The following is a 20190-nucleotide window of genomic DNA, read 5'->3' as shown; positions in this document are numbered from 1 at the left end:
ACTTGAATTTTCAATATAAATTGATTGGAAATAAATAGGAATCAATGCGTTGGTTCCTATTTTTTTGTTTAGAATAATTACAATATTTAAAAGCAAGATTGAGCGGAATACGCTACAATTTTCAAAAATCATAATAATAGCTTTAATCATTCTATGCTCAATAATATCAATTCAATTATAGAAGGCTTGGGTCTGAGCCCGCAAAAGCGCGCGTTACATATTAAATTTTCTAATCCAATATTAGATAGCCAAGTTTTCATTCAACGAATTCAGGGTCAACACTTTATTAATCAAGGCTTAAAAGCTGAAGTATTATGCTTATCGACGAATGCGCATTTACAACTTAAGCAATTCATTGGTTGTTTAGTGGCTGTCGATCAAGTTACGGATCTTGGAAAATTAGCTCGGACTACTGGGATTGTGACAGGGGTGAGCCATGGTCAAAGTGATGGAGCGTTGACCTTATATAAGTTGACTGTTGAAGATGCAACTTCACTTTGGCACAAACGCCGTAACAGTCGCGTATTTATGAACAAATCCGTGGTTGATATCACTGAGATTATTTTTAAAGAGTGGCAGACGAAAAGCGTGTTATTTAGTGCCGCTTTGAGTCTGTCAACGGCGGGTTTAAAAGCATCATATGATATACGTCCATTTGTGATGCAAGCCAACGAATCAGACTATGATTTTCTAACACGCTTATGGCGGAGTGAAGGCATTAATTGGTTGATTGATGAGACAGATCAAACTGTGCCATTCTCAGTGAAAGAAATTCAATCACAAAAATTAAGGCTAATAGATGAAAATAGTCAGTACGAGCCTTTAGATCGACGCACGCTCAGATTCCATCGCAGTCATGCAACAGAACGTTTTGATACGATTACCAGCTTTATTGCTCAACGCTCAATACAATCTACAGCAATTCAGGTACAACGTTGGCAGGGCGATATACTTGCGCAAGATCAAGATGATTATCAACTCAGTGCTCATCAACATAGTGACCAGTTGGACAATGAAACCTTAAGTCTAGAACAAGCATGGACTGTGAGTCCTGCTTGGATTGCTGATTTAAAAGGTGAAGATCAAGCCACTCCATCAAACAATTCACAACTGCAAAAACTGAATACACAACTCAATCAATACCAAGATTTGCAGGCTAAATACTTTACTGCGGTGAGTAGCGTTCGAGATGCCAATGTTGGGTATTGGTTTGAATTTATGGGTCATCCAGAAATAGATCAACATCAAGGGGCAGATCGCCAATTTATTATTTTAGGAAAACATTTTTTTAATCAAAATAATTTACCTAAAGATTTAAATAATCAAATTGAAACATTAATTGATTTAAGTCGTTGGAAAAAGACAAAAACAGATGAGCGTTTATCTACAGAACTGAGTTTAGTGCGCCGAGCTATACCTATTGTTCCAGAATATGATCCATTGAAACATCGTCCAGTTGCTTATCCTCAACGGGCAAAAGTGGTTGGACCTGAAGGTGAAACGATCTATGTGGATCAATGGGGACGTATTAAGGTTCGCTTCGTATTTACACGTAATGATGACCATCAACATGATGGTGGGGCAGGGGCGAATGATAATGATACAGACTCTGCATGGGTTGATGTTTTAACCTCTTGGGCTGGGGAGGGTTATGGATCAAGATTCCATCCACGTATAGGTGAAATTGTAGTCATTGACTTCTTTGATGGAAATGTTGATCGACCTTTCGTTGTTGGGCGTTTACATGAGGCTGAACGTCATCAAACCATGTTTGATGTTAAGGGGCAGTTACCTGATACAAAAAAACTCAGTGGAATTCGCACGGCAGAAGTTGGTGGTTCTGGATTTAACCAACTCCGATTTGATGATACGACAGGACAAATTAGTACTCAGTTGCAAAGTAGTCATGCGGCAACTCAATTGAATCTGGGTAATTTGAGTCATCCTAAGGATAAGGAGAAAAGTGATGGACGTGGAGAAGGATTTGAGCTGAGAACTGATGCTTATGGTGCTGTTCGTGCAGGGAAAGGAATGCTCATTACGACTTATGCACAAGAAAAAGCAATTGCTGACCATCTTGAAGCTGCACAGGCTCAATCATTGTTGAGTCAGAGTGAGCAGAGTATGAAAGTGCTCAGTGAAATTGCAGTAAAACAACAATCGGATGCATTAAATGTAATTAGTAGATTACCTAAATTTATTCAATCATTAGAAATCAAAAGTAGTGCTCAAGCTTTGCAGTCTACAGTGAGTTTATTTAAAGAGGGAATAGCGAAGGATCCAGTAAATGCATTGAAAGATTGTGGTGGCTTTATTAAGGATATTGGTACTTTAGGTGGTAATGCTGCTGGTATTGTAGATGAGTTTAATAGTTACTTTGAGCATGCTCAAGAAGCGGTTGATAATCTCAAGGAATTTATTGATAACGTACAAGAATATGGTTCTGAGGCGATAAAGAGGAAATTTGAAAGTATTAAAAATGGGATTAAAGATAACCCATTTCAAGCACTTCAAGATGTGAGTAAAGCAATTTCGAGCGTTGACTTGAATATGGAAGATCAGCTTGTGTTATGCACTGGTTTTGGTGGTGCAAACAAAAAAGATGATATTAATCCAATAAAAGCCTTAAGCACACTGACAGGTTTTATGGAGGGATATACTCAAGGATTAGAAAATAGTTCTGATCAAAAAAAACAAGAGCAAGGGCGTTTATTTAGACAGGCGCTCATGCTTTTGGCTTCACCCAATGGGATTGCATTAACAACGCCTGAGGACATTATTCTTCAAGCATCACAAGATATTGCGGAGAGTGCACAGGGTTCAATTAATTTAAGTGCGCAAAAAAATATTGTAGGGCATGCTCAAGACAAGATCAGTTTGTTTGCTGCACAGAAAGGATTTCGAGCGTTCGCAGCTAAAGGTAAAGTTGAATTACAAGCGCAAGATGATGCGATTGAAGCTATTGCACGTAAGGTGATTAAGCTTATTTCAACCGAAGATAAAATTGAAATTACGAGCCCTAAAGAAATTGTACTGACCGCAGGTGGCTCGCAACTCAAGATTAATGCTAGTGGAGTATTTAGCACGACGGGTGGAAAATTTGAGAGTAAGGCAGGGCAGCATTTGTTTACGGGTGGAGCCAATATTTCTTATGAGTTTCCGCAATTACCAAATACACCTTTATTCAGCAATAAGTTAGACATTTATGATTTATTTTGGGAAAGTGATTTTAGTAAACTGAGTTATAAAGCATTTATACCAGACACCAATTCTTTTGTTTCAGGTCAAATTGATGAGCACGGTCGAACTGGCAAGATAAACACAGCAGATCCCTCAAAAATACAAGTTCTTATTGGCCCTGATGAAGAATGGGGAATAACAATAGATGGCTTTGATGAAGAAGATTTTTTAGGTAGTTCAAATAGAGCAACCCTAAATTTTAAAGATAATAATAAATAATATACGGTCTAAGTTATGACAAACTCTAGGAAATCATTAGTAACTATTAAACTAGTAGATATATTTGGGAATCCTATTTCTAAAGTTCAATATCAGGTTAAAAATAAAAAAACAGGTCAACTAATAGCTGCGGGAGCAACAAATTCGGCTGGTTGTATTGTTGAGATTAGTAGAGATAAAGGCACTAGCTTAGATGTATATATCAAAAGTATGTTTAATGGAATGATGCTGAATGTTAAAAGTTTTGTGATGTCAAAAGATCGTATGCTGGTCACTATCGCAAGTCCCAAAGTGCTATTGGATTTGAAAACACTCAATAATCAAGGTGCTGCTGGTGTATATAGAAGAAAAACTCATGTAGTACGAAAAGGTGAGACGCTAACTGCAATTGCTAAAGCAAATGGAACTACTGTTAGAGCATTGGAAAGATTAAATCAGTTAAAGAATCCAGATAGACTAAATATTGGGCAAATTTTAAAGCTGCCTGTTAATATACCAGCTACAGGTGATAGGAGTATTCAAGATAAACCCAAACCCATAAAGCAATCTAAACCTTCTCCAAAAAAGCAACAAACAAGCACATCGAGTACCGAAAGAAACGACGGCTTTAGTGGCTTAACGAATGAGGCAAAAGAGTGGCTGAACAAAGTTTACGAAGATGGTAAGAAGGCTATTACTGAAACGGTAGATTCAGCTGTCAAAATTTTGACGGTAGAGGATAGAAGTCAAGAAAGTGGGACCCCAAAAACATCAGCCCCCAATATGTGTAAAACTGATCCTCAATGTATTTCAAGTGGAAAGAGTGAATTAATACAAGAAATCAATATTCGTTTAGCTGGTTTTGGCGGGGCTTTACCAAGCGATGAATTCACTGAGTTAACTGCCAAATGTATTAGACAATTCCAAAAAGATTATATGGGCGTTCCTGAAACGGGCAAAATTTGTGGAAGTGTTTTAGCGGCACTTGATAAGTTTTACTATGAATATCCAGTAAGTAGTTTTATGAACAAAGCTTCATGCCCATGTGGTAGTTGTTCGGGTTATGGTAATAATAGAAGAGGTATTAAATCTGGAAGTAATATTGCTAACGAATATCCTGGGTTACATAGATCACTTATCTGGATTGTGAAAGCTTTGAATTTCTATTTAAAAAATGAATTTAAAACTAAAAACTTAGAAATTGCTTATATTGAATCTGGATATAGGTGCATTGAAAATAATAAGAAAAAAAGCAGGACTAGTGTTAATCATATGGGTTTAGCACTAGATTTGCATATCAATAAAAACGGAGTTCGAACCCGTGATTTGGCGGATATGGAATTTATACGTAAGAATATTATGGCGGTAAAAATGGATGCCACTGAACGGAGAGCTAGCAATAAAATTTACTTAGAACCTAAAGTATTTAATGATGGTTCTTCAGGAGCACAAACATGGGTACATTTTGATATTACTAGGTTATCAAACATATATTTTGAAGATGAGTTTTTTAAAAAAACGGTAACTGAATTGAATGGTGGTTCAATAGTTGATATAGCAAAATCGCTAAACTTGAACTCATTATTAAGTTGTGCAGGTTTTACTGCAACTTCTACACAACTCTCTAAAATTACAGACAAAACTATTGATCAATTAGTGATTGAATTGGGCGATGCTATAGCAAGTGGTGAGGGGAGTTATGAAGCATGGAATGCGGGTGCACCTGAAAATAAAAGAGTAAAGTTTGGAAAAATGAATGATTTGCCTGGGACAATAACAGGAAAAACAATTAATCAGCTATTGGATGCTTCAACCAAATATACTTGGCAAGATGAACGACGCCGGTTTGCAACTGGGAAATATCAAACAATACCTTCAACATTATCTGCAGCAAAATCGAGAATGAATCTTACTGGTGATGAACTTTACGATGCAGATATGCAAGAAAGAGTATTTAAAGAGCATTTATTGAGAGGAAGATCTGCAATTTACAATCTAATTTCAAATGGAAGCTCCACAGTTGAAATGGCCATGATTGATGCCTCTAAAGAGTGGGCTTCAATTGCATTGCCTAAAGGTCACAAAAATAAATCTAATGTGGTTTCTGACGGTACAATAGGTTATCACGAATCAAATACTAACAGAGCAAATAGTCATTCAACTGCTAAGGTTAAAATGATATTTGAAGAAATTAAACAATACCACTCTGCCAAATAGGTTGAAAAATGAATATGTTTAAATATTTAATAACATTAATATCTGGATTTTTAATTACGAGTTGTACTTATTCAAAAGAGCAGAGTGAAGATTCCTACTCTACAGCAACAGTTTTAACAAAAAACAATGTTTCTAATTGTTTTATTGAGGAGATAAATGTAGATTTTTGTAGTGAAGACAAACTCAGAAAATATAATATACATATTAAAGATCAACCTAATTTTTTTCATAATAAAATTATTTTAGTGGATGATGGAAAAAGAGATATAGGTAAAGGAGAGAGAAGGCACATAAAAAATATTATTCTTCTTGATCCGAAAACTAATAAAGTTATACCGTTGCCACAGAGTTTAGGGAACTTCGTTGATGAAAGATTACAAGTAATTTTTGATGAAAAACCCCAAATTAGGTTTTCAAAAAATGATAATAAAATTTGTCTTTCGGGAACGACATTTGCAAAAAGCGACAATAATATTAATGTTGAAAATGACTGTTATATATTTGAAAAAAATAATTTTAAAAAGATGGAAGTAGAAAAAAATGAAAATAAAAAAAGTTATAAAACATCAATAATTTACAATTCAGATTTACATTTTAAATGTATTAATGATATTAAAGTTAAAGAATGTGAGAATTTAAATCTATTTTCAACGAGTATTTTATTCAAGAAGTATGACTTTATAAATATTAATGATGGACCAAGTGCAATATTGGAGAAAGATAATTTTAAGATTATTATTTCACCATTTGAGGATGAGAGTGGTCCAAACTTAAGAATCATGAAGGTTAACAATAATCAAATGGTAGAAGAAAAATATATCTACGCAAATAAAAAGGTTTTAATCGACAGCGATTTCAAAGTTGAATATTCTGAAGGATTAGGAAAAAAAACTTATAACTTTAAATAAAATTAAAGAAAGCCGACTTACGTCGGCTTTCTACTGCTTAATCTTCCAATATTTTTTCTTATAACTCTTCACTTAGAGCAAAGTAATATGTTCCATTCAGTGGTTAAACAAAGCGCAATAAACGAGCATTTACATTTTGAAGCTAGAAGTTCAGCAATATTGGGTAGAGACTTGACAGGTAGATTTGATCCCATCTCATTTTTTCAACTAAATTATTATAGGATTTTCAATATGATGAAAATTTCAAAGTTATCAGTAGTAATGTTGGGATTCGTGGCTCTATCCTGTGAGTCTAAGACTTTAAATTCACAAAATTTTAAACAAGATGCAACTCAAATTCAGGAGCCAGTTTTATATATTGATCAATATGGTAAATATTCAAAAATAAGTAATACGATGAAAATTACATTAGTTGACTATGGTAATAAAAGTAAAAGTTACTCTGGAGGTAGTTATATTTTAAAAAAATATGGTGTTGAAGTACAAGCTGGTAATAGAGTATTCGATGTTTACCAAAGTACTATTCCTGAGAAATCCAATGTTGATTTAAAAATATTATACAATGATAAAAATCTTGTAGCATGGAGAATAAGAGAATTTAGCACAATAGATTATGTTAAAAGACCATATAAAAATTTTTCGACTAATTTTTTTATATTCAATAAAAGTGTTAATAGTGTGATGGAAGTTCCTGTGGTTAATTCTCCATCAGATAATTTAAATTCAAATTTTGAAAAAATTTTAGCAGGTGATGAGTTTATATTTGACAATAATACAAAGAAATATATTTATAGAGCAAATATTAAGAATAAAAACGATAAAATTGAAGATTTTGATGTTGTTTTTAACTCTAATCTAAAGTGTGTTTCAGCCTCTGTTGGTTGTGGTAGTTTGGGTTTTAAAGTTTTAAAAAAGTAAATGTTAAAAGTGATTATACATTTATTTAAAAGAAAGCCGACTCTCGTCGGCTTTCTATTGTTTAATCTTCGAATACCTTTTCTAGCAACTCTTCACTTGGGGCGAAGTAATAAGCTCCATCTAAAGGCGCAACAAAGTGCAATAAACGATCATGAATACCATCGCCACTAGTTCCAAACATACGTGTCAGCATGCGATCAATACGAGTTAAATCTTTCGTATAAGCGATAAAATACAAACCTTGATCACCACGTCCATCCCCATATGGCAAAGAGTGGCGAAGAATTTCAAGCTCCTCACCTTCATCATCTTCAACAACGGTGCGAGCCACATGTGCATTGTCAGGTTTAATATCGTCATCAAGCTCAATGCTTTCGAGTTTGGTGCGCCCAATCACTTGCTCTTGTGCATCAACTTTAAGTTTTTTCCATTTATCTAAATCATGACGATAACGTTGAGCAAAAACGAATGAGCCATCAGTGAAAATTCCTGCATCTTCACCTAATAAAGCTGTTTCAGCACGATCATCTGGAAATTGAGGATTTTCGGTGCCATCAATAAAACCAGTTAAATCTCGACCATCAAAATTTCGGAAGCACACGCGCTCATCTAAAACCTCAACTAAATCCTGAATGCCTTCAAAAAAAGCTTGGCTTAAGGCAAAACAAATATCAGTGCGCTGTGCTGCGATATGGATTAAAACATCAGCAGGGACCACAGGCATGGTGAAAGAGCCTTGAATTGGTTCAAGCTGTTTAAAACCTTTTGGTTGGTGAGGGTAAAGTTGTGACCAAAGTTCTGGTCCAAAAGCCACCGCAGTTTTAATTTGAGCATGAGGATGTTGAGTAATTAAGCGATCACGAGTCGTAAAGAGATCTTCAAGTTTTTCTTTTAGTTGATCTATTGATAAATCTTTTAAACGCAAAGTGATAAAGCGAGCATGATCTGAAGGTAATGGTAAGATTACGGATTGGGAAGTCATTCATGGCTCCTGAAATTATAATATCCTAATTTTGCTGATCACATTGTGCCTGATCATCATAGTGCTGAACAGACAGACGTTTAAAAAAACATTCAAATTTTAAATCTTAAAAAAGTCGAATTGTCATATAATCTCATCAAAATAAATCTCCCAAATCGTTATGTCTTATCAAATGTGGTTTGCCTACATGCTTGCATGTTGGGTTATTAGTATTTCGCCTGGTGCAGGTGCTATTGCATCTATGTCTAGTGGTTTGAATTATGGATTCAAACGAGGTTATTGGAATGCAATTGGTCTGCAACTTGCACTTTTGGTTCAAATTGGAGTTGTCGCTGCGGGAGCAGGCGTACTATTTGCTACGACACCTTTGGCATTTTTGATCGTCAAATGGTTTGGGGTTGGGTATTTATTATATTTGGCATATTTACAGTGGAAAGCCCCAGTGCAGTCCATCGAAATTCAGACTGGTTTAAAGCAAAAGTCAGCGATGAAGCTAGTAATCAGCGGTTTCTTTGTCAATATGAGTAATCCAAAAGCAATTGTCTTCTTATTGGCAGTGTTGCCACAGTTTCTGGATCTTTCAAAGCCTCAATGGCCACAATACCTCATCATGGCTTGTACGATGATTGTTATCGACCTTATTGTTATGGCTGGATATACAGGTCTTGCAGCGAAGGTATTGCGTTTACTTAAATCACCTCGTCAGCAAAAAGTGATGAATCGTACCTTTGCAGGTTTATTTGCAGGTGCGGCTTTTTTATTGAGTTTAGTGCATCAATAAGACACAATAAAATAACGATTGAGGGTTATTTTATTGAAAATTATAATCTTAATTTTGACTATTCTGTTGGGGGGCGGCTTAATTTTAACTCCCTATATTTGGGCGTATTTTTATTTACAGCCTGAAAGTGTGTGGGAATGGATCAAGTTTGTGATGTGGGGCGCGGGTGTTGGCATATGCGCCACATTTGGACTTACATTGATTTTAGTTTTGGTCACCACCCTTATAAAAAAAATGATTGTGGATGATACTTCGCAATATAAGATTGTTTTCAAACAAATGGTTTATTTGATGTGGATCAATGTAGTCTTATTTATGACGGCTGCAATCGGTTTACTATTCGAATGGTTGCCTTTCTATATTGTTGAATATTGGTTTATGCCTGAGACCTTTTTTGGCTTTTGGCATGTGATATGGATAAAAGGCCTCATTAATTTATTGGTTATGGTGGTTTTTTTATTCTCTTGTTATATCTTTCTCTGTCTTCATAAATATTTTATAAAGCAGCAAGATTAATGAATAGCCCAAATAAATCAGGCTATTTTTTTAAATTTTTGAATGATAAAAATCACAGCAAATACGATTGCCATGGTTAATACAATGCTTAAACCTGTCGCAATATTTAAACCTGCACTCGACCATAAACCCACAGTCACACCAATTTGAGCCACAATAAAAGACCATAGCACCATATGTTTAGGTGAGTGTGCTAAAAGTCTTGCGGTTAATGCAGGTATAACCAATAAAGCACCCATGAGTAATGAACCTACTGCACGTAAAGCTAGTACTGTAAATAAGGCAAGAAGCAGCATAAAAATAAGGCGCTGCCATTTCGCATTCACACCTTCACTTACCGCAATATCAGGATCAATCGCAATTTGAATTTGATATTGCCAACTTTTATAGAGCACAGAGAGTGCAATGACAATCACCAGTGCAAATGTCGGTAAGTCGGACCAAGATATTGTTAAAAGATCGCCAAATAAATAACTGAGCAACTCTGGTCTTAGCGCAGGGAGGTGTTGGATGACCAATAGTCCTGAGCAAAGCAGCGTTGCTGAACATAACGCAAGTAATGCATCGTTGGGCAGGCGAGGATCATGCAATACCCAAAGGACTGCGACCAAGAGTAACGCGGTAAACGTAACCCCCATCCATAAGGGGAGGGTGAGTAAGCCAGCAATCGCCACACCCAAGAGAGTTCCATGAGCCATTGTGTCTGCAAAGAATGACATACGGCGCCATAACATAAGACAACCGAGCGGTGCAGTTAGAAACACTAATAATGTTCCCATAATCCATGCGGGTAATAGAAGTTGTAACCATTCCATCATGATCTAAGCTTCCGGTTCTGGATGAATATGGGGACGAGGATCGTGTTGACATGGCGTTGCTGTATCACCATGTGCACAATGATCGTGATGATGTTGGTAGAACACTCGATTAGTGCCGAAAATAGCTTGATACTCAGGGTCTTGTTGAATATTTTCAGGCAAACCGCTACAACATATATGTTTATTGAGGCATACCACACGCTGTGTACCTTGCATCACCCACTGCAAATCATGAGAGACGATTAAGATCGAGCAACCGTAGCGCTCAGGTAGACTTCGAACATAATCATAAAGTTCAGCTTCAGATTGAATATCTAAACCTTGCATCGGTTCATCGAGTACCAATAAGTTGGGTTGACGCAGTAGAGCGCGTGCTAAAAGTACACGCTGGCGTTCCCCACCAGACAGCTGTTGGACTTTCGAATCTTGTAATTTTATGATCCCAGTATCTCGAATAATTTCTTGTTTAATCGCAAGATCACACTTTTCTAAATCAAGTAAATCTTTCACTCGAAGTGGCAAGCTGTGGGATGGATTGAACTTTTGAGGGACGTAAGCAAGCTTTAAGGCTTTATGATGTTTAATTTGACCAGAATTGGCCTTCACAATTCCGAGAATCACTTTGATAAGCGTAGATTTACCCGCCCCATTGGGACCAATGAGGGTAATAATTTCTTTGTCATGAATCTGAAAGTCAACATTCTTTAAAATGTCTCTTTCATCAATTCGCACATTAATTTGCTGCAGTTCAATTAATGGCAATGCAGAACTTACTGAGAGCACTGCTGACATAATCCTGAAATCTCAATAATGCTATGTTGAGCCTGAAAATGATCAGAGGAAGCCAATTGATCAAGTTGTTGAATCAAACCAAGAGCTGAAGCCTCTTTCACTGTATTGCATTTAGAGCAAATGAGAAAAGCGGCTTGATGTCCAGCACGAGGATGGCAACATGGAATATAGGCATTAATTGAAGTTAAACGATGAATAAAACCTTTTTCGAGCAAAAAATCGAGGGTGCGGTAAACAGTTGGAGGTGCTGCTGGACGTTCAGCATTACCTTTTAATTTCGCCAACAAGTCATAAGCGCCCATAGGCCCTGAGGCCGTTAAAATTAACTCTAAAACTTCTTTGCGAAGCGGAGTCAATTTAGCGCCTGAAGCAGCGCAGCTTGCTTCAGCTTCTAATAAACGAGCTTCAACATTCGGGTGATCATGCACACCGTGTAAAGTATCATGATGTTCGTGTGAACATGCGCTCATGGACTGACCTCAAGACTTCGAAAAGGGAAGGGGATATCTCATAAATAGTATCATGAGACCTTGCAACTTACGAACAGCATAGGCATTTTTAACTGTTTGTTATATTATAACGTCAAAATTCGAGTGGTAATTAATTTCATGTTGCGTCTGCTAGCACTATGCTTTACAGCATTATTCACAACCTTGGCTTGGGCACAAGCACCCTTAGTGGTTTCGACACACCCAGTGTATTTGATTGCAAAAGAAATCACTCAAGGTATTGAAGAACCAAAATTGTTGCTAGAAAATCAAACAGGGCATGATGTTCATCTGACCCCTGCGCACCGTAAATTAATTCAAGATGCAGGATTGGTTATTTGGCTTGGTAAAGCGCATGAAGCACCATTAGAGAGTGTTTTGGCGAAAAACTCTAAAGCAGTTGCCTTATTGAATACAGGAATATTGCAAACATTGCCGCTTAGAAATAGTCGAGGGGACGTAGTAAAAGGAACTGTCGATACTCATGTATGGTTAGAACCAAATAATGCAGTTCGTATTGGCTTTTTTATAGCGGCATTACGCTCACAACAACAACCTGAGTTTAAAGACAAGTATTGGAGTAATGCTAAACTTTTTGCACATGAGATGCTGAAAACTTCACAAAGTGTAAAACTCAATCATGGTGTTCAGCCGTATTGGTCATTACATGATGCATACCAATACTTGGAGCGTGCGCTGTTGCTAAAATTCGCTGGTGCTATGACAGAAGACCCACATATGGCACCTACAATTGCTCAAATCAAATATTTAAAAGACAATCGCCCACAGCAAAAGATGTGTCTTTTGGCTGAAACTGTAGCTAATAAGAATCAATATAAGTCTCTAGGTCATGTGAATTTTCTCGCAGTTGATGAGAGTTTTGCTAAACACCAGAATTTTATAACAGCATGGCAGACTCTAGCGATACAAGTACGTGCATGTGTAGAAAAAGCACAAAAGTGATGTAAAAACAGCCGATAATTGTATAAGTGCTCAGCAATAAACGATCTAAAAATACCAGACTTAGGTCGGGAAAAGATTGCATGTTCAGGGGTGTAACTCTATAATGCCTGCGATTAAAAATAATCATCAGCTAAACTTGTCAAGCATTATTGCTGTGAGTGGATAATAAATGAGCCGAACTAGTCGCTTGATTGACCGACGATTAGCGAAAGCTTTAGTCATCTTGCAAGCATGTATGATACCTGTTTCAGCCTTGATAGCGTGGGTCTTGAAAGACTCGACTGCGGCTTTGAGTGCAGCATTAGGTGCATTCGTATGTTGGCTAGCCAGTTGTTATTTTTCATGGCAGTCGTTCAGAGCTGCAGGTGCAAGAGCTTCGAAACAGGTTCTATCGAATATGTATCGGGGGTTGCTCGGTAAGTTTGGAATTGTGATTGTTGGCTTCATTTTGATTTTAATCAATGTGAAACCGTTGTCAGCGGTCGCATTGTTTTGTGGTTTCATACTCGTTCAGACCATGTCGTGGGTCGCACCTTTTTGGGCGTCGCGTCTATCAAAATGAGTTGAATTGCAACGAAAAATTGAAAAGTTTTTTAGATGTTTAACGAGATATCAAGCAGCACGCGATATTCGTTAACTCTAATTTGTATTTGACATTAACCAGGTGTGATTTATGGCTGCTGAAGAACATACCCTTACCTCGTCTGAGTATATTCAGCATCACTTAACGAACATGACCTATGGTAAAGCACCAGATGGTACGTGGAAGTTAGCTGAGACTGCTGAAGAAGCGAAAGAGATGGGGTTCACTGCTATTCACTTGGATTCTATGGGTTGGTCAATCGGCCTTGGCGTCATTTTCTGTTTGTTGTTCTGGTTAGTAGCGAAAGCTGCAAACTCTGGTGTTCCGACCAAGTTCCAGGCTGCAATTGAAATGATCGTTGAGTTTGTTGACTCAAGTGTTCGTGATACCTTTCATGGTAAATCACGTTTAATCGCGCCTCTAGCTCTTACCATCTTCGTGTGGATTTTCCTCATGAACTTGATGGACCTTATCCCTGTTGACTGGATTCCTTATACAGCTCAACACATAATTGGTGGGCTATTCGGTATCGACCCGCATCATGTTTACTTCAAAATCGTTCCTTCTACTGACCCTAACGTAACCCTTGGTATGGCGTTATCAGTATTTGCGTTAACTATTTTCTATAGTATCCGTGAAAAAGGTCTTGTCGGTTTCGGTGCAGAATTTGCGCTTAACCCATTCAATCCAAGTAACCCATTTTTAAAAGCATTATTAATTCCAGTAAATATTCTTCTTGAATTAGTAACTTTTATCGCGCGTCCAATTTCATTGGCTCTCCGTTTGTTCGGTAACATGTATGCGGGTGAATTGATCTTCATTTTGATCGCATTATTACCGTTCTGGATTCAATGGGCGTTGTCTGTGCCTTGGGCAATCTTCCATATTCTTGTTATCACGTTACAAGCATTCATCTTCATGATGTTAACGATCGTGTATATGAGTATGGCTAGCGAGAAGCATTAATTAATATTTGCTCGACTACACTATGTAGTTGGGCTAAAGTTTTTTTGTTTGATTTAAACTCAACCTCTGAGGATTTTTTCATGGATTTAGTAGTTGGCTTATCTGCTGTTGCAGCTGCTCTTTTAATCGCGTTCGGTGCTTTAGGTACTGCGATCGGTTTTGGTCTTTTAGGTGGTCGCTTCCTTGAAGCTGTTGCTCGTCAACCAGAATTGGCTCCACAACTTCAAACTCGTATGTTCTTAATCGCGGGTCTTCTTGATGCTGTGCCTATGATCGGTGTTGGTATTGGTTTGTTCATTATCTTTGCAAATCCGTTCATCGGCCTAGTAGGTTAATTAGCTAAATTCCGAAATCAACTATTTGAGGAATAGCAATGAATATTAACTATACTCTGTTTGGTCAAGCGATTGCGTTTGCGATCTTTGTCGCATTCTGTATGAAATTCGTTTGGCCTCCACTAATCAATGCGATTAGTGAGCGTCAGCGTAAAATTGCTGATGGCTTAAATGCAGCTGAAAAGGCGAAAGCTGATCTTGCAGATGCGCAAGCTCAAGTTAAAGCTGAATTAGATGCAGCGAAAGCACAAGCGGCTCAATTGATCGAACAAGCGAACCGTCGTGCGGCTCAATTGGTTGAAGAAGCTCGTACTCAAGCATCTGCTGAAGGTGAGCGTATTCGTCAACAAGCGAAAGAAGCTGTTGATACAGAGATCAATGCTGCTCGTGAAGAATTACGTCAACAAGTTGCAGCTCTTGCTGTTGCTGGTGCAGAGAAAATTCTGAACCAACAAGTTGATGAAGCAGCTCACAATGCCATGCTTACTCAGCTGGCTGCTAAACTTTAAGCGAGGCGATTATGGCTGAACTCTTGACGTTAGCACGCCCGTACGCTAAAGCAGCATTTGCTTTCGCTTCTGAGCAAGGTGCAACTGACAATTGGTCAAATGTGTTACAAGTGCTTAGTGCTGCGGTGCAAGATGAAGCATTTTCCGCTTACTTGAGTCGCCCTGAGCTTACTCCTGTGGAGCAAGTAAGTTTATTTGCTAAGGTTTTAGGTGCAGATCAAACTACTGAAGTGTCTAACTTTTTGACACTTTTGGCTGAAAATGATCGTTTAACTTTGTTACCTGAGATTGAAGCAGAGTACGAACTTCTTAAATCACAAAATAACAATGTGGTAGATGTCGTGATTGAATCTGCATTACCACTTTCTGCTGAACAAGAGCAATTACTTGCATCTGCGTTAGAGAAACGTTTCAACGCAGCTGTAAATGTTTCAGTAGAAATTAACCCAGCGTTAATCGCGGGTGTTGTTATTCGTGCAGGCGACCAAGTGATAGATGATTCTGCGCTTAATAAGCTTGAAAAAATGCGGACTCGTCTTCTTGCATAATTGCGTAAAAAGAAGACTGAACTTAATAAAGATTGAGGTATAGCGCAATGCAACAACTGAATCCATCCGAGATCAGTGCGCTCATTAAACAGCGTATCGGCGATCTGGACACCAGCGCGACCGCTAAGAACGAAGGAACCATTGTTATGGTTTCCGACGGTATTGTGCGTATTCACGGCCTTGCTGATGCAATGTACGGTGAAATGATCGAATTCGACGGCGGCTTATACGGTATGGCACTGAACCTAGAACAGGATTCAGTGGGCGTCGTTGTTTTAGGTAACTACTTAAGCCTTCAAGAAGGTCAAAAAGCTCGTTGTACAGGTCGTGTATTAGAAGTTCCGGTTGGTCCAGAACTTTTAGGCCGTGTAGTAGATGCTTTGGGTAACCCAATTGATGGTAAAGGCCCAATTGATGCAAAATTATCTGATGCAGTTGAAAAAGTTGCACCAGGCGTAATTTGGCGTCAATCGGTAGATGAGCCTGTACAAACTGGTTATAAATCAGTTGATACAATGATTCCAGTTGGTCGTGGCCAACGTGAATTAATCATCGGTGACCGTCAAACTGGTAAAACAGCAATGGCGATCGATGCGATCATCGCACAGAAGAATTCTGGCATTAAATGTATTTACGTTGCAGTTGGTCAAAAACAATCAACTATCGCAAACGTTGTACGTAAGTTAGAAGAAACTGGCGCTATGGCGTATACGACTGTTGTAGCAGCAGCGGCAGCGGATCCAGCAGCAATGCTTTTCCTTGCTCCGTACTCTGGCTGTACAATGGGCGAATACTTCCGTGACCGCGGTGAAGATGCGTTAATCATTTATGATGACTTATCTAAACAAGCAGTTGCGTATCGTCAAATTTCATTGCTTTTACGCCGTCCACCAGGTCGTGAAGCGTATCCAGGTGACGTATTCTATCTTCATAGTCGTCTACTTGAACGTGCTTCTCGTGTATCTGCTGACTATGTTGAGAAATTCACTAACGGTGAAGTTAAAGGCCAAACTGGTTCATTAACTGCATTACCGATTATTGAAACTCAAGCGGGTGACGTATCTGCATTCGTACCAACGAACGTAATTTCGATTACTGATGGTCAGATCTTCTTAGAAACATCATTATTCAACGCAGGTATTCGTCCTGCTGTGAACGCGGGTATCTCTGTATCTCGTGTTGGTGGTTCTGCTCAAACTAAGATCATCAAAAAATTGTCTGGTGGTATTCGTACTGCTTTAGCACAATATCGTGAATTGGCTGCGTTTGCTCAGTTCGCTTCTGACCTTGATGAAGCAACTCGTAAGCAACTTGAGCATGGTCAACGTGTAACTGAATTAATGAAGCAAAAACAGTATGCTCCATATTCAATTGCTGACCAAGCTGTTTCTGTATATGCATCTAACGAAGGCTACATGGCTGACGTAGAAGTGAAGAAAATTGTAGACTTTGATGCTGCATTAATTTCTTACTTCCGTTCTGAACATGCTGCGTTAATGCAACAGATCGATGAAACTGGTGATTGGAACAAAGACATCGAAGCAGCATTCAAAGCTGGTATTGAAAGCTTTAAAGCGACTCAAACTTACTAATTTTCAAACTGTTGAAATTTAGTGTCGGTTTGGTTCACGGAATCAACCTTCGAGGGCTCGAAAGGGCCTTCGAATACTAGGTTAAGCGTATGGCAAATTTAAAAGAAATTCGCGCCAAAGTAGCTAGTATCAAAAGCACGCAGAAAATTACTCGCGCGATGCAGATGGTAGCAGCTTCTAAGATGCGTCGTGCGCAAGAGCGCATGGCTCAGGGCCGTCCGTATGCCGAAAATATGCACCGTGTAATTGCTCATTTAGTACAAGCGAACCCTGAATATAAACATCGTTATATGGTTGAACGCCCAGTTAAGCGCGTTGGCTATATCATCGTGTCATCAGATCGCGGTCTTGCTGGTGGTTTGAACATTAACTTGTTCAAGAAAGTGGTAAAACACGTTCAACAGCAACAAGAGCAGTCAATTGAAGTTCAATTTGCTTTGATTGGTCAAAAAGCGGTTTCGTTTTTTAAAAACTACGGCGGTAAAGTACTTGGTGCAACCACTCAAGTGGGTGACACTCCAAGTCTTGAACAGTTGTCTGGTTCTGTACAAGTCATGTTGGATGCATACGATAAAGGCGAATTAGATCGCATTTATTTGGTGTCTAACGGCTTTGTGAATGCCATGACTCAAAATCAAAAAATCGAACAACTTGTTCCTTTAGCAGCTGCTGAAGATGACAAGACTCTTAACCGCCAATACGGTTGGGATTATATCTATGAACCAGAAGCTGAAGAGCTTTTAAATGGTTTATTGGTTCGTTATATCGAGTCTGTGGTATACCAAGGTGTGATCGAAAACATCGCGTGTGAGCAATCTGCTCGTATGGTTGCAATGAAAGCTGCAACGGATAACGCGGGTGAATTGATCAAGAACCTACAACTTATTTATAACAAGCTGCGTCAAGCCGCGATTACTCAGGAAATTTCTGAGATCGTTGGTGGTGCCGCTGCCGTTTAACATTATTTTGAATTGAGGAGACAGCAATGAGTAGCGGTCGTATCATTCAGATCATCGGCGCGGTTATCGACGTCGAGTTTGAACGCAACAGTGTTCCTAAGATCTATGACGCTCTTCAGGTTGATGGCACTGAAACTACATTAGAAGTTCAGCAACAACTTGGTGACGGCGTTGTACGTACAATTGCGATGGGATCTACAGAAGGTCTTAAGCGTGGTTTGAACGTAACTAACACTAACGCTCCGATCTCTGTACCAGTTGGTCCAGCGACGCTTGGTCGTATCATGGACGTTCTTGGTCGTCCGATCGATGAAGCTGGTCCTGTTGCAACTGAAGAGCGTTTACCGATTCACCGTCAAGCGCCTTCTTATGCAGAACAAGCTGCTTCTACTGACCTTTTAGAAACTGGTATTAAAGTCATTGACTTACTTTGCCCGTTCGCGAAAGGTGGTAAAGTTGGTCTGTTCGGTGGTGCCGGTGTTGGTAAAACTGTAAACATGATGGAGTTGATCAACAACATCGCTAAAGCGCACTCAGGTTTATCTGTATTCGCTGGTGTTGGTGAGCGTACTCGTGAAGGTAACGACTTCTATCACGAGATGAAAGACTCTAACGTTCTTGACAAAGTAGCAATGGTTTACGGTCAGATGAACGAGCCACCAGGTAACCGTTTACGCGTAGCGTTAACTGGTCTTACTATGGCTGAGTATTTCCGTGATCAAAAAGACGAAAACGGTAAAGGCCGTGACGTATTATTGTTCGTAGACAACATCTACCGTTATACACTAGCAGGTACTGAAGTATCAGCACTTCTAGGTCGTATGCCATCTGCAGTAGGTTACCAACCGACACTTGCAGAAGAGATGGGTGTTCTTCAAGAACGTATTACTTCTACTAAGTCTGGTTCGATTACATCTATCCAAGCTGTATACGTACCTGCCGATGACTTAACGGATCCATCTCCAGCGACTACGTTCGCTCACTTGGATGCGACAGTTGTATTGAGCCGTGACATCGCTTCACAAGGTATTTACCCTGCGATCGATCCACTTGACTCTACTTCACGTCAATTAGATCCATTAGTTGTTGGTACTGAGCATTACGAAATCGCTCGTTCAGTTCAAAACGTTCTTCAACGTTATAAAGAATTGAAAGACATTATCGCAATTCTTGGTATGGACGAATTGTCAGAAGAAGACAAACTTACTGTATACCGTGCACGTAAGATTCAACGTTTCTTCTCTCAACCGTTCCACGTAGCAGAAGTGTTTACTGGTGCTCCTGGTAAACTTGTACCGCTTAAAGAAACTATTCGTGGCTTTAAAGGTCTTCTAGCTGGTGAATACGATCACATCCCAGAACAAGCGTTCTATATGGTTGGTGGTATTGACGAAGTTATTGCTAAAGCCGAGAAACTTTAATTAGCTACCTAATTTAGGAGGTTCTCATGGCGACTATGCAATGTGACGTTGTAAGTGTTAAAGAGTCTTTGTACTCAGGCACTGTAACTATGCTAATTGCTAAAGGTGCTGGTGGTGAGTTAGGTATTATGCCTGGCCATGCTCCACTAGTAACTTTACTTCAACCGGGCGCGATTCGCGTTCAGTTGGAGAATGGTACAGAAGAATTAATCTATGTATCTGGTGGTGTTCTTGAAGTTCAACCGCATGTTGTTACGGTTCTTGCAGATACTGCAGTCCGTGCAGAAAACTTAGATGAAGCTGCAATCGTTGAAGCACGTAAAAATGCTGAAACTTTGTTAGCAAATCAAAAGAGCGATTTGGACGCTGCTGCTGCTTTGGCTGCGCTTGCAGAAACAGCTGCACAGTTGGAAACCATCCGCAAAATCAAAAACCGCGCTCAATAAGAGACGGTTC

At 38.9% G+C, this 20190-nt stretch carries 20 protein-coding genes; 16 read left to right on the top strand and 4 right to left on the bottom strand.

Annotated features, from left to right (window positions below; all coding sequences use genetic code 11):
- Positions 1–153 precede the first annotated feature (153 nt).
- The 4 genes from AC1M9H_RS11700 to AC1M9H_RS11685 all read left to right on the top strand — a co-directional run bounded on the left by AC1M9H_RS11700 (position 154) and on the right by AC1M9H_RS11685 (position 7481).
- The gene (locus AC1M9H_RS11700) at positions 154–3459 is read left to right on the top strand and encodes a type VI secretion system Vgr family protein (RefSeq protein ID WP_481613452.1); all 3306 of its coding nucleotides are present in this window, start codon (positions 154–156) and stop codon (positions 3457–3459) included.
- A gap of 15 nt (positions 3460–3474) precedes the next feature.
- Positions 3475–5655 (top strand): LysM peptidoglycan-binding domain-containing protein, encoded by a 2181-nt coding sequence (locus tag AC1M9H_RS11695; RefSeq protein ID WP_481613451.1) that lies wholly within the window; start codon positions 3475–3477, stop codon positions 5653–5655.
- A gap of 8 nt (positions 5656–5663) precedes the next feature.
- Positions 5664–6563, top strand: coding sequence for a hypothetical protein (locus AC1M9H_RS11690; RefSeq protein WP_481608097.1), 900 nt, complete (start codon positions 5664–5666; stop codon positions 6561–6563).
- An 87-nt stretch (positions 6564–6650) separates the two neighbouring features.
- On the top strand, positions 6651–7481 hold the full coding sequence (locus AC1M9H_RS11685) for a hypothetical protein (protein ID WP_481613450.1): 831 nt from the start codon (positions 6651–6653) through the stop codon (positions 7479–7481).
- Positions 7482–7542: 61 nt separating this feature from the next.
- On the opposite strand, the gene AC1M9H_RS11680 is transcribed toward AC1M9H_RS11685, so the two are convergent.
- On the bottom strand, positions 7543–8463 hold the full coding sequence (locus AC1M9H_RS11680) for a Dyp-type peroxidase (RefSeq protein ID WP_481613449.1): 921 nt from the start codon (positions 8461–8463) through the stop codon (positions 7543–7545).
- Between the two features lie 160 nt (positions 8464–8623).
- Between AC1M9H_RS11680 and AC1M9H_RS11675 the strand changes: the two genes are divergently transcribed.
- Positions 8624–9244 (top strand): LysE family transporter, encoded by a 621-nt coding sequence (locus tag AC1M9H_RS11675; RefSeq protein WP_481610232.1) that lies wholly within the window; start codon positions 8624–8626, stop codon positions 9242–9244.
- Positions 9245–9277: 33 nt separating this feature from the next.
- Positions 9278–9760 carry a hypothetical protein gene (locus AC1M9H_RS11670; protein WP_481613448.1) on the top strand — a complete coding sequence of 161 codons (483 nt, stop codon included), beginning with the start codon at positions 9278–9280 and terminating at the stop codon, positions 9758–9760.
- 17 nt (positions 9761–9777) lie between these two features.
- Here the strand turns inward: AC1M9H_RS11670 and znuB are convergent, their stop codons facing one another.
- The 3 genes from znuB to AC1M9H_RS11655 are packed head-to-tail and all read right to left on the bottom strand — an operon-like array spanning position 9778 to position 11840.
- On the bottom strand, positions 9778–10578 hold the full coding sequence (gene znuB / locus AC1M9H_RS11665; protein WP_481597755.1) for a zinc ABC transporter permease subunit ZnuB: 801 nt from the start codon (positions 10576–10578) through the stop codon (positions 9778–9780).
- A gap of 3 nt (positions 10579–10581) precedes the next feature.
- Positions 10582–11370, bottom strand: a complete 789-nt coding sequence (znuC, locus tag AC1M9H_RS11660) for a zinc ABC transporter ATP-binding protein ZnuC (RefSeq protein WP_035268168.1) — start codon at positions 11368–11370, stop codon at positions 10582–10584.
- The gene (locus AC1M9H_RS11655; RefSeq protein ID WP_035268172.1) at positions 11349–11840 is read right to left on the bottom strand and encodes a transcriptional repressor; all 492 of its coding nucleotides are present in this window, start codon (positions 11838–11840) and stop codon (positions 11349–11351) included. The genes znuC and AC1M9H_RS11655 overlap by 22 nt, the downstream gene beginning before the upstream one ends.
- 138 nt (positions 11841–11978) lie before the next feature.
- Between AC1M9H_RS11655 and AC1M9H_RS11650 the strand changes: the two genes are divergently transcribed.
- From AC1M9H_RS11650 to AC1M9H_RS11605, 10 genes are all read left to right on the top strand, one after another.
- A complete protein-coding gene (locus tag AC1M9H_RS11650) occupies positions 11979–12821 on the top strand; it encodes a metal ABC transporter solute-binding protein, Zn/Mn family (protein ID WP_481613447.1) in 843 nt (280 codons plus the stop codon).
- A gap of 169 nt (positions 12822–12990) precedes the next feature.
- The gene (locus AC1M9H_RS11645) at positions 12991–13383 is read left to right on the top strand and encodes an ATP synthase subunit I (protein ID WP_035268179.1); all 393 of its coding nucleotides are present in this window, start codon (positions 12991–12993) and stop codon (positions 13381–13383) included.
- A 111-nt stretch (positions 13384–13494) separates the two neighbouring features.
- Positions 13495–14370, top strand: a complete 876-nt coding sequence (gene atpB, locus AC1M9H_RS11640) for a F0F1 ATP synthase subunit A (protein ID WP_035268181.1) — start codon at positions 13495–13497, stop codon at positions 14368–14370.
- An 80-nt stretch (positions 14371–14450) separates the two neighbouring features.
- Positions 14451–14705 (top strand): F0F1 ATP synthase subunit C, encoded by a 255-nt coding sequence (atpE, locus tag AC1M9H_RS11635; RefSeq protein ID WP_035268188.1) that lies wholly within the window; start codon positions 14451–14453, stop codon positions 14703–14705.
- 38 nt (positions 14706–14743) lie between these two features.
- Positions 14744–15214 (top strand): F0F1 ATP synthase subunit B, encoded by a 471-nt coding sequence (locus AC1M9H_RS11630; protein WP_035268191.1) that lies wholly within the window; start codon positions 14744–14746, stop codon positions 15212–15214.
- A gap of 11 nt (positions 15215–15225) precedes the next feature.
- Complete coding sequence (locus AC1M9H_RS11625; protein ID WP_481596425.1) at positions 15226–15762, top strand: F0F1 ATP synthase subunit delta; 537 nt, start codon at positions 15226–15228, stop codon at positions 15760–15762.
- Positions 15763–15809: 47 nt separating this feature from the next.
- The gene (atpA, locus tag AC1M9H_RS11620; protein ID WP_035268197.1) at positions 15810–17354 is read left to right on the top strand and encodes a F0F1 ATP synthase subunit alpha; all 1545 of its coding nucleotides are present in this window, start codon (positions 15810–15812) and stop codon (positions 17352–17354) included.
- Between the two features lie 89 nt (positions 17355–17443).
- The gene (gene atpG / locus AC1M9H_RS11615; RefSeq protein WP_035268202.1) at positions 17444–18313 is read left to right on the top strand and encodes a F0F1 ATP synthase subunit gamma; all 870 of its coding nucleotides are present in this window, start codon (positions 17444–17446) and stop codon (positions 18311–18313) included.
- Between the two features lie 26 nt (positions 18314–18339).
- Complete coding sequence (atpD, locus tag AC1M9H_RS11610; RefSeq protein ID WP_035268203.1) at positions 18340–19734, top strand: F0F1 ATP synthase subunit beta; 1395 nt, start codon at positions 18340–18342, stop codon at positions 19732–19734.
- A gap of 26 nt (positions 19735–19760) precedes the next feature.
- A complete protein-coding gene (locus tag AC1M9H_RS11605; protein ID WP_035268205.1) occupies positions 19761–20180 on the top strand; it encodes a F0F1 ATP synthase subunit epsilon in 420 nt (139 codons plus the stop codon).
- The last annotated feature ends 10 nt before the right edge of the window (positions 20181–20190 follow it).

This window comes from Acinetobacter sp. ANC_7512, from assembly GCF_056779935.1.
Note: the sequence above shows the minus strand (reverse complement) of the source record. Positions and strands in the feature narration are given on the sequence as shown.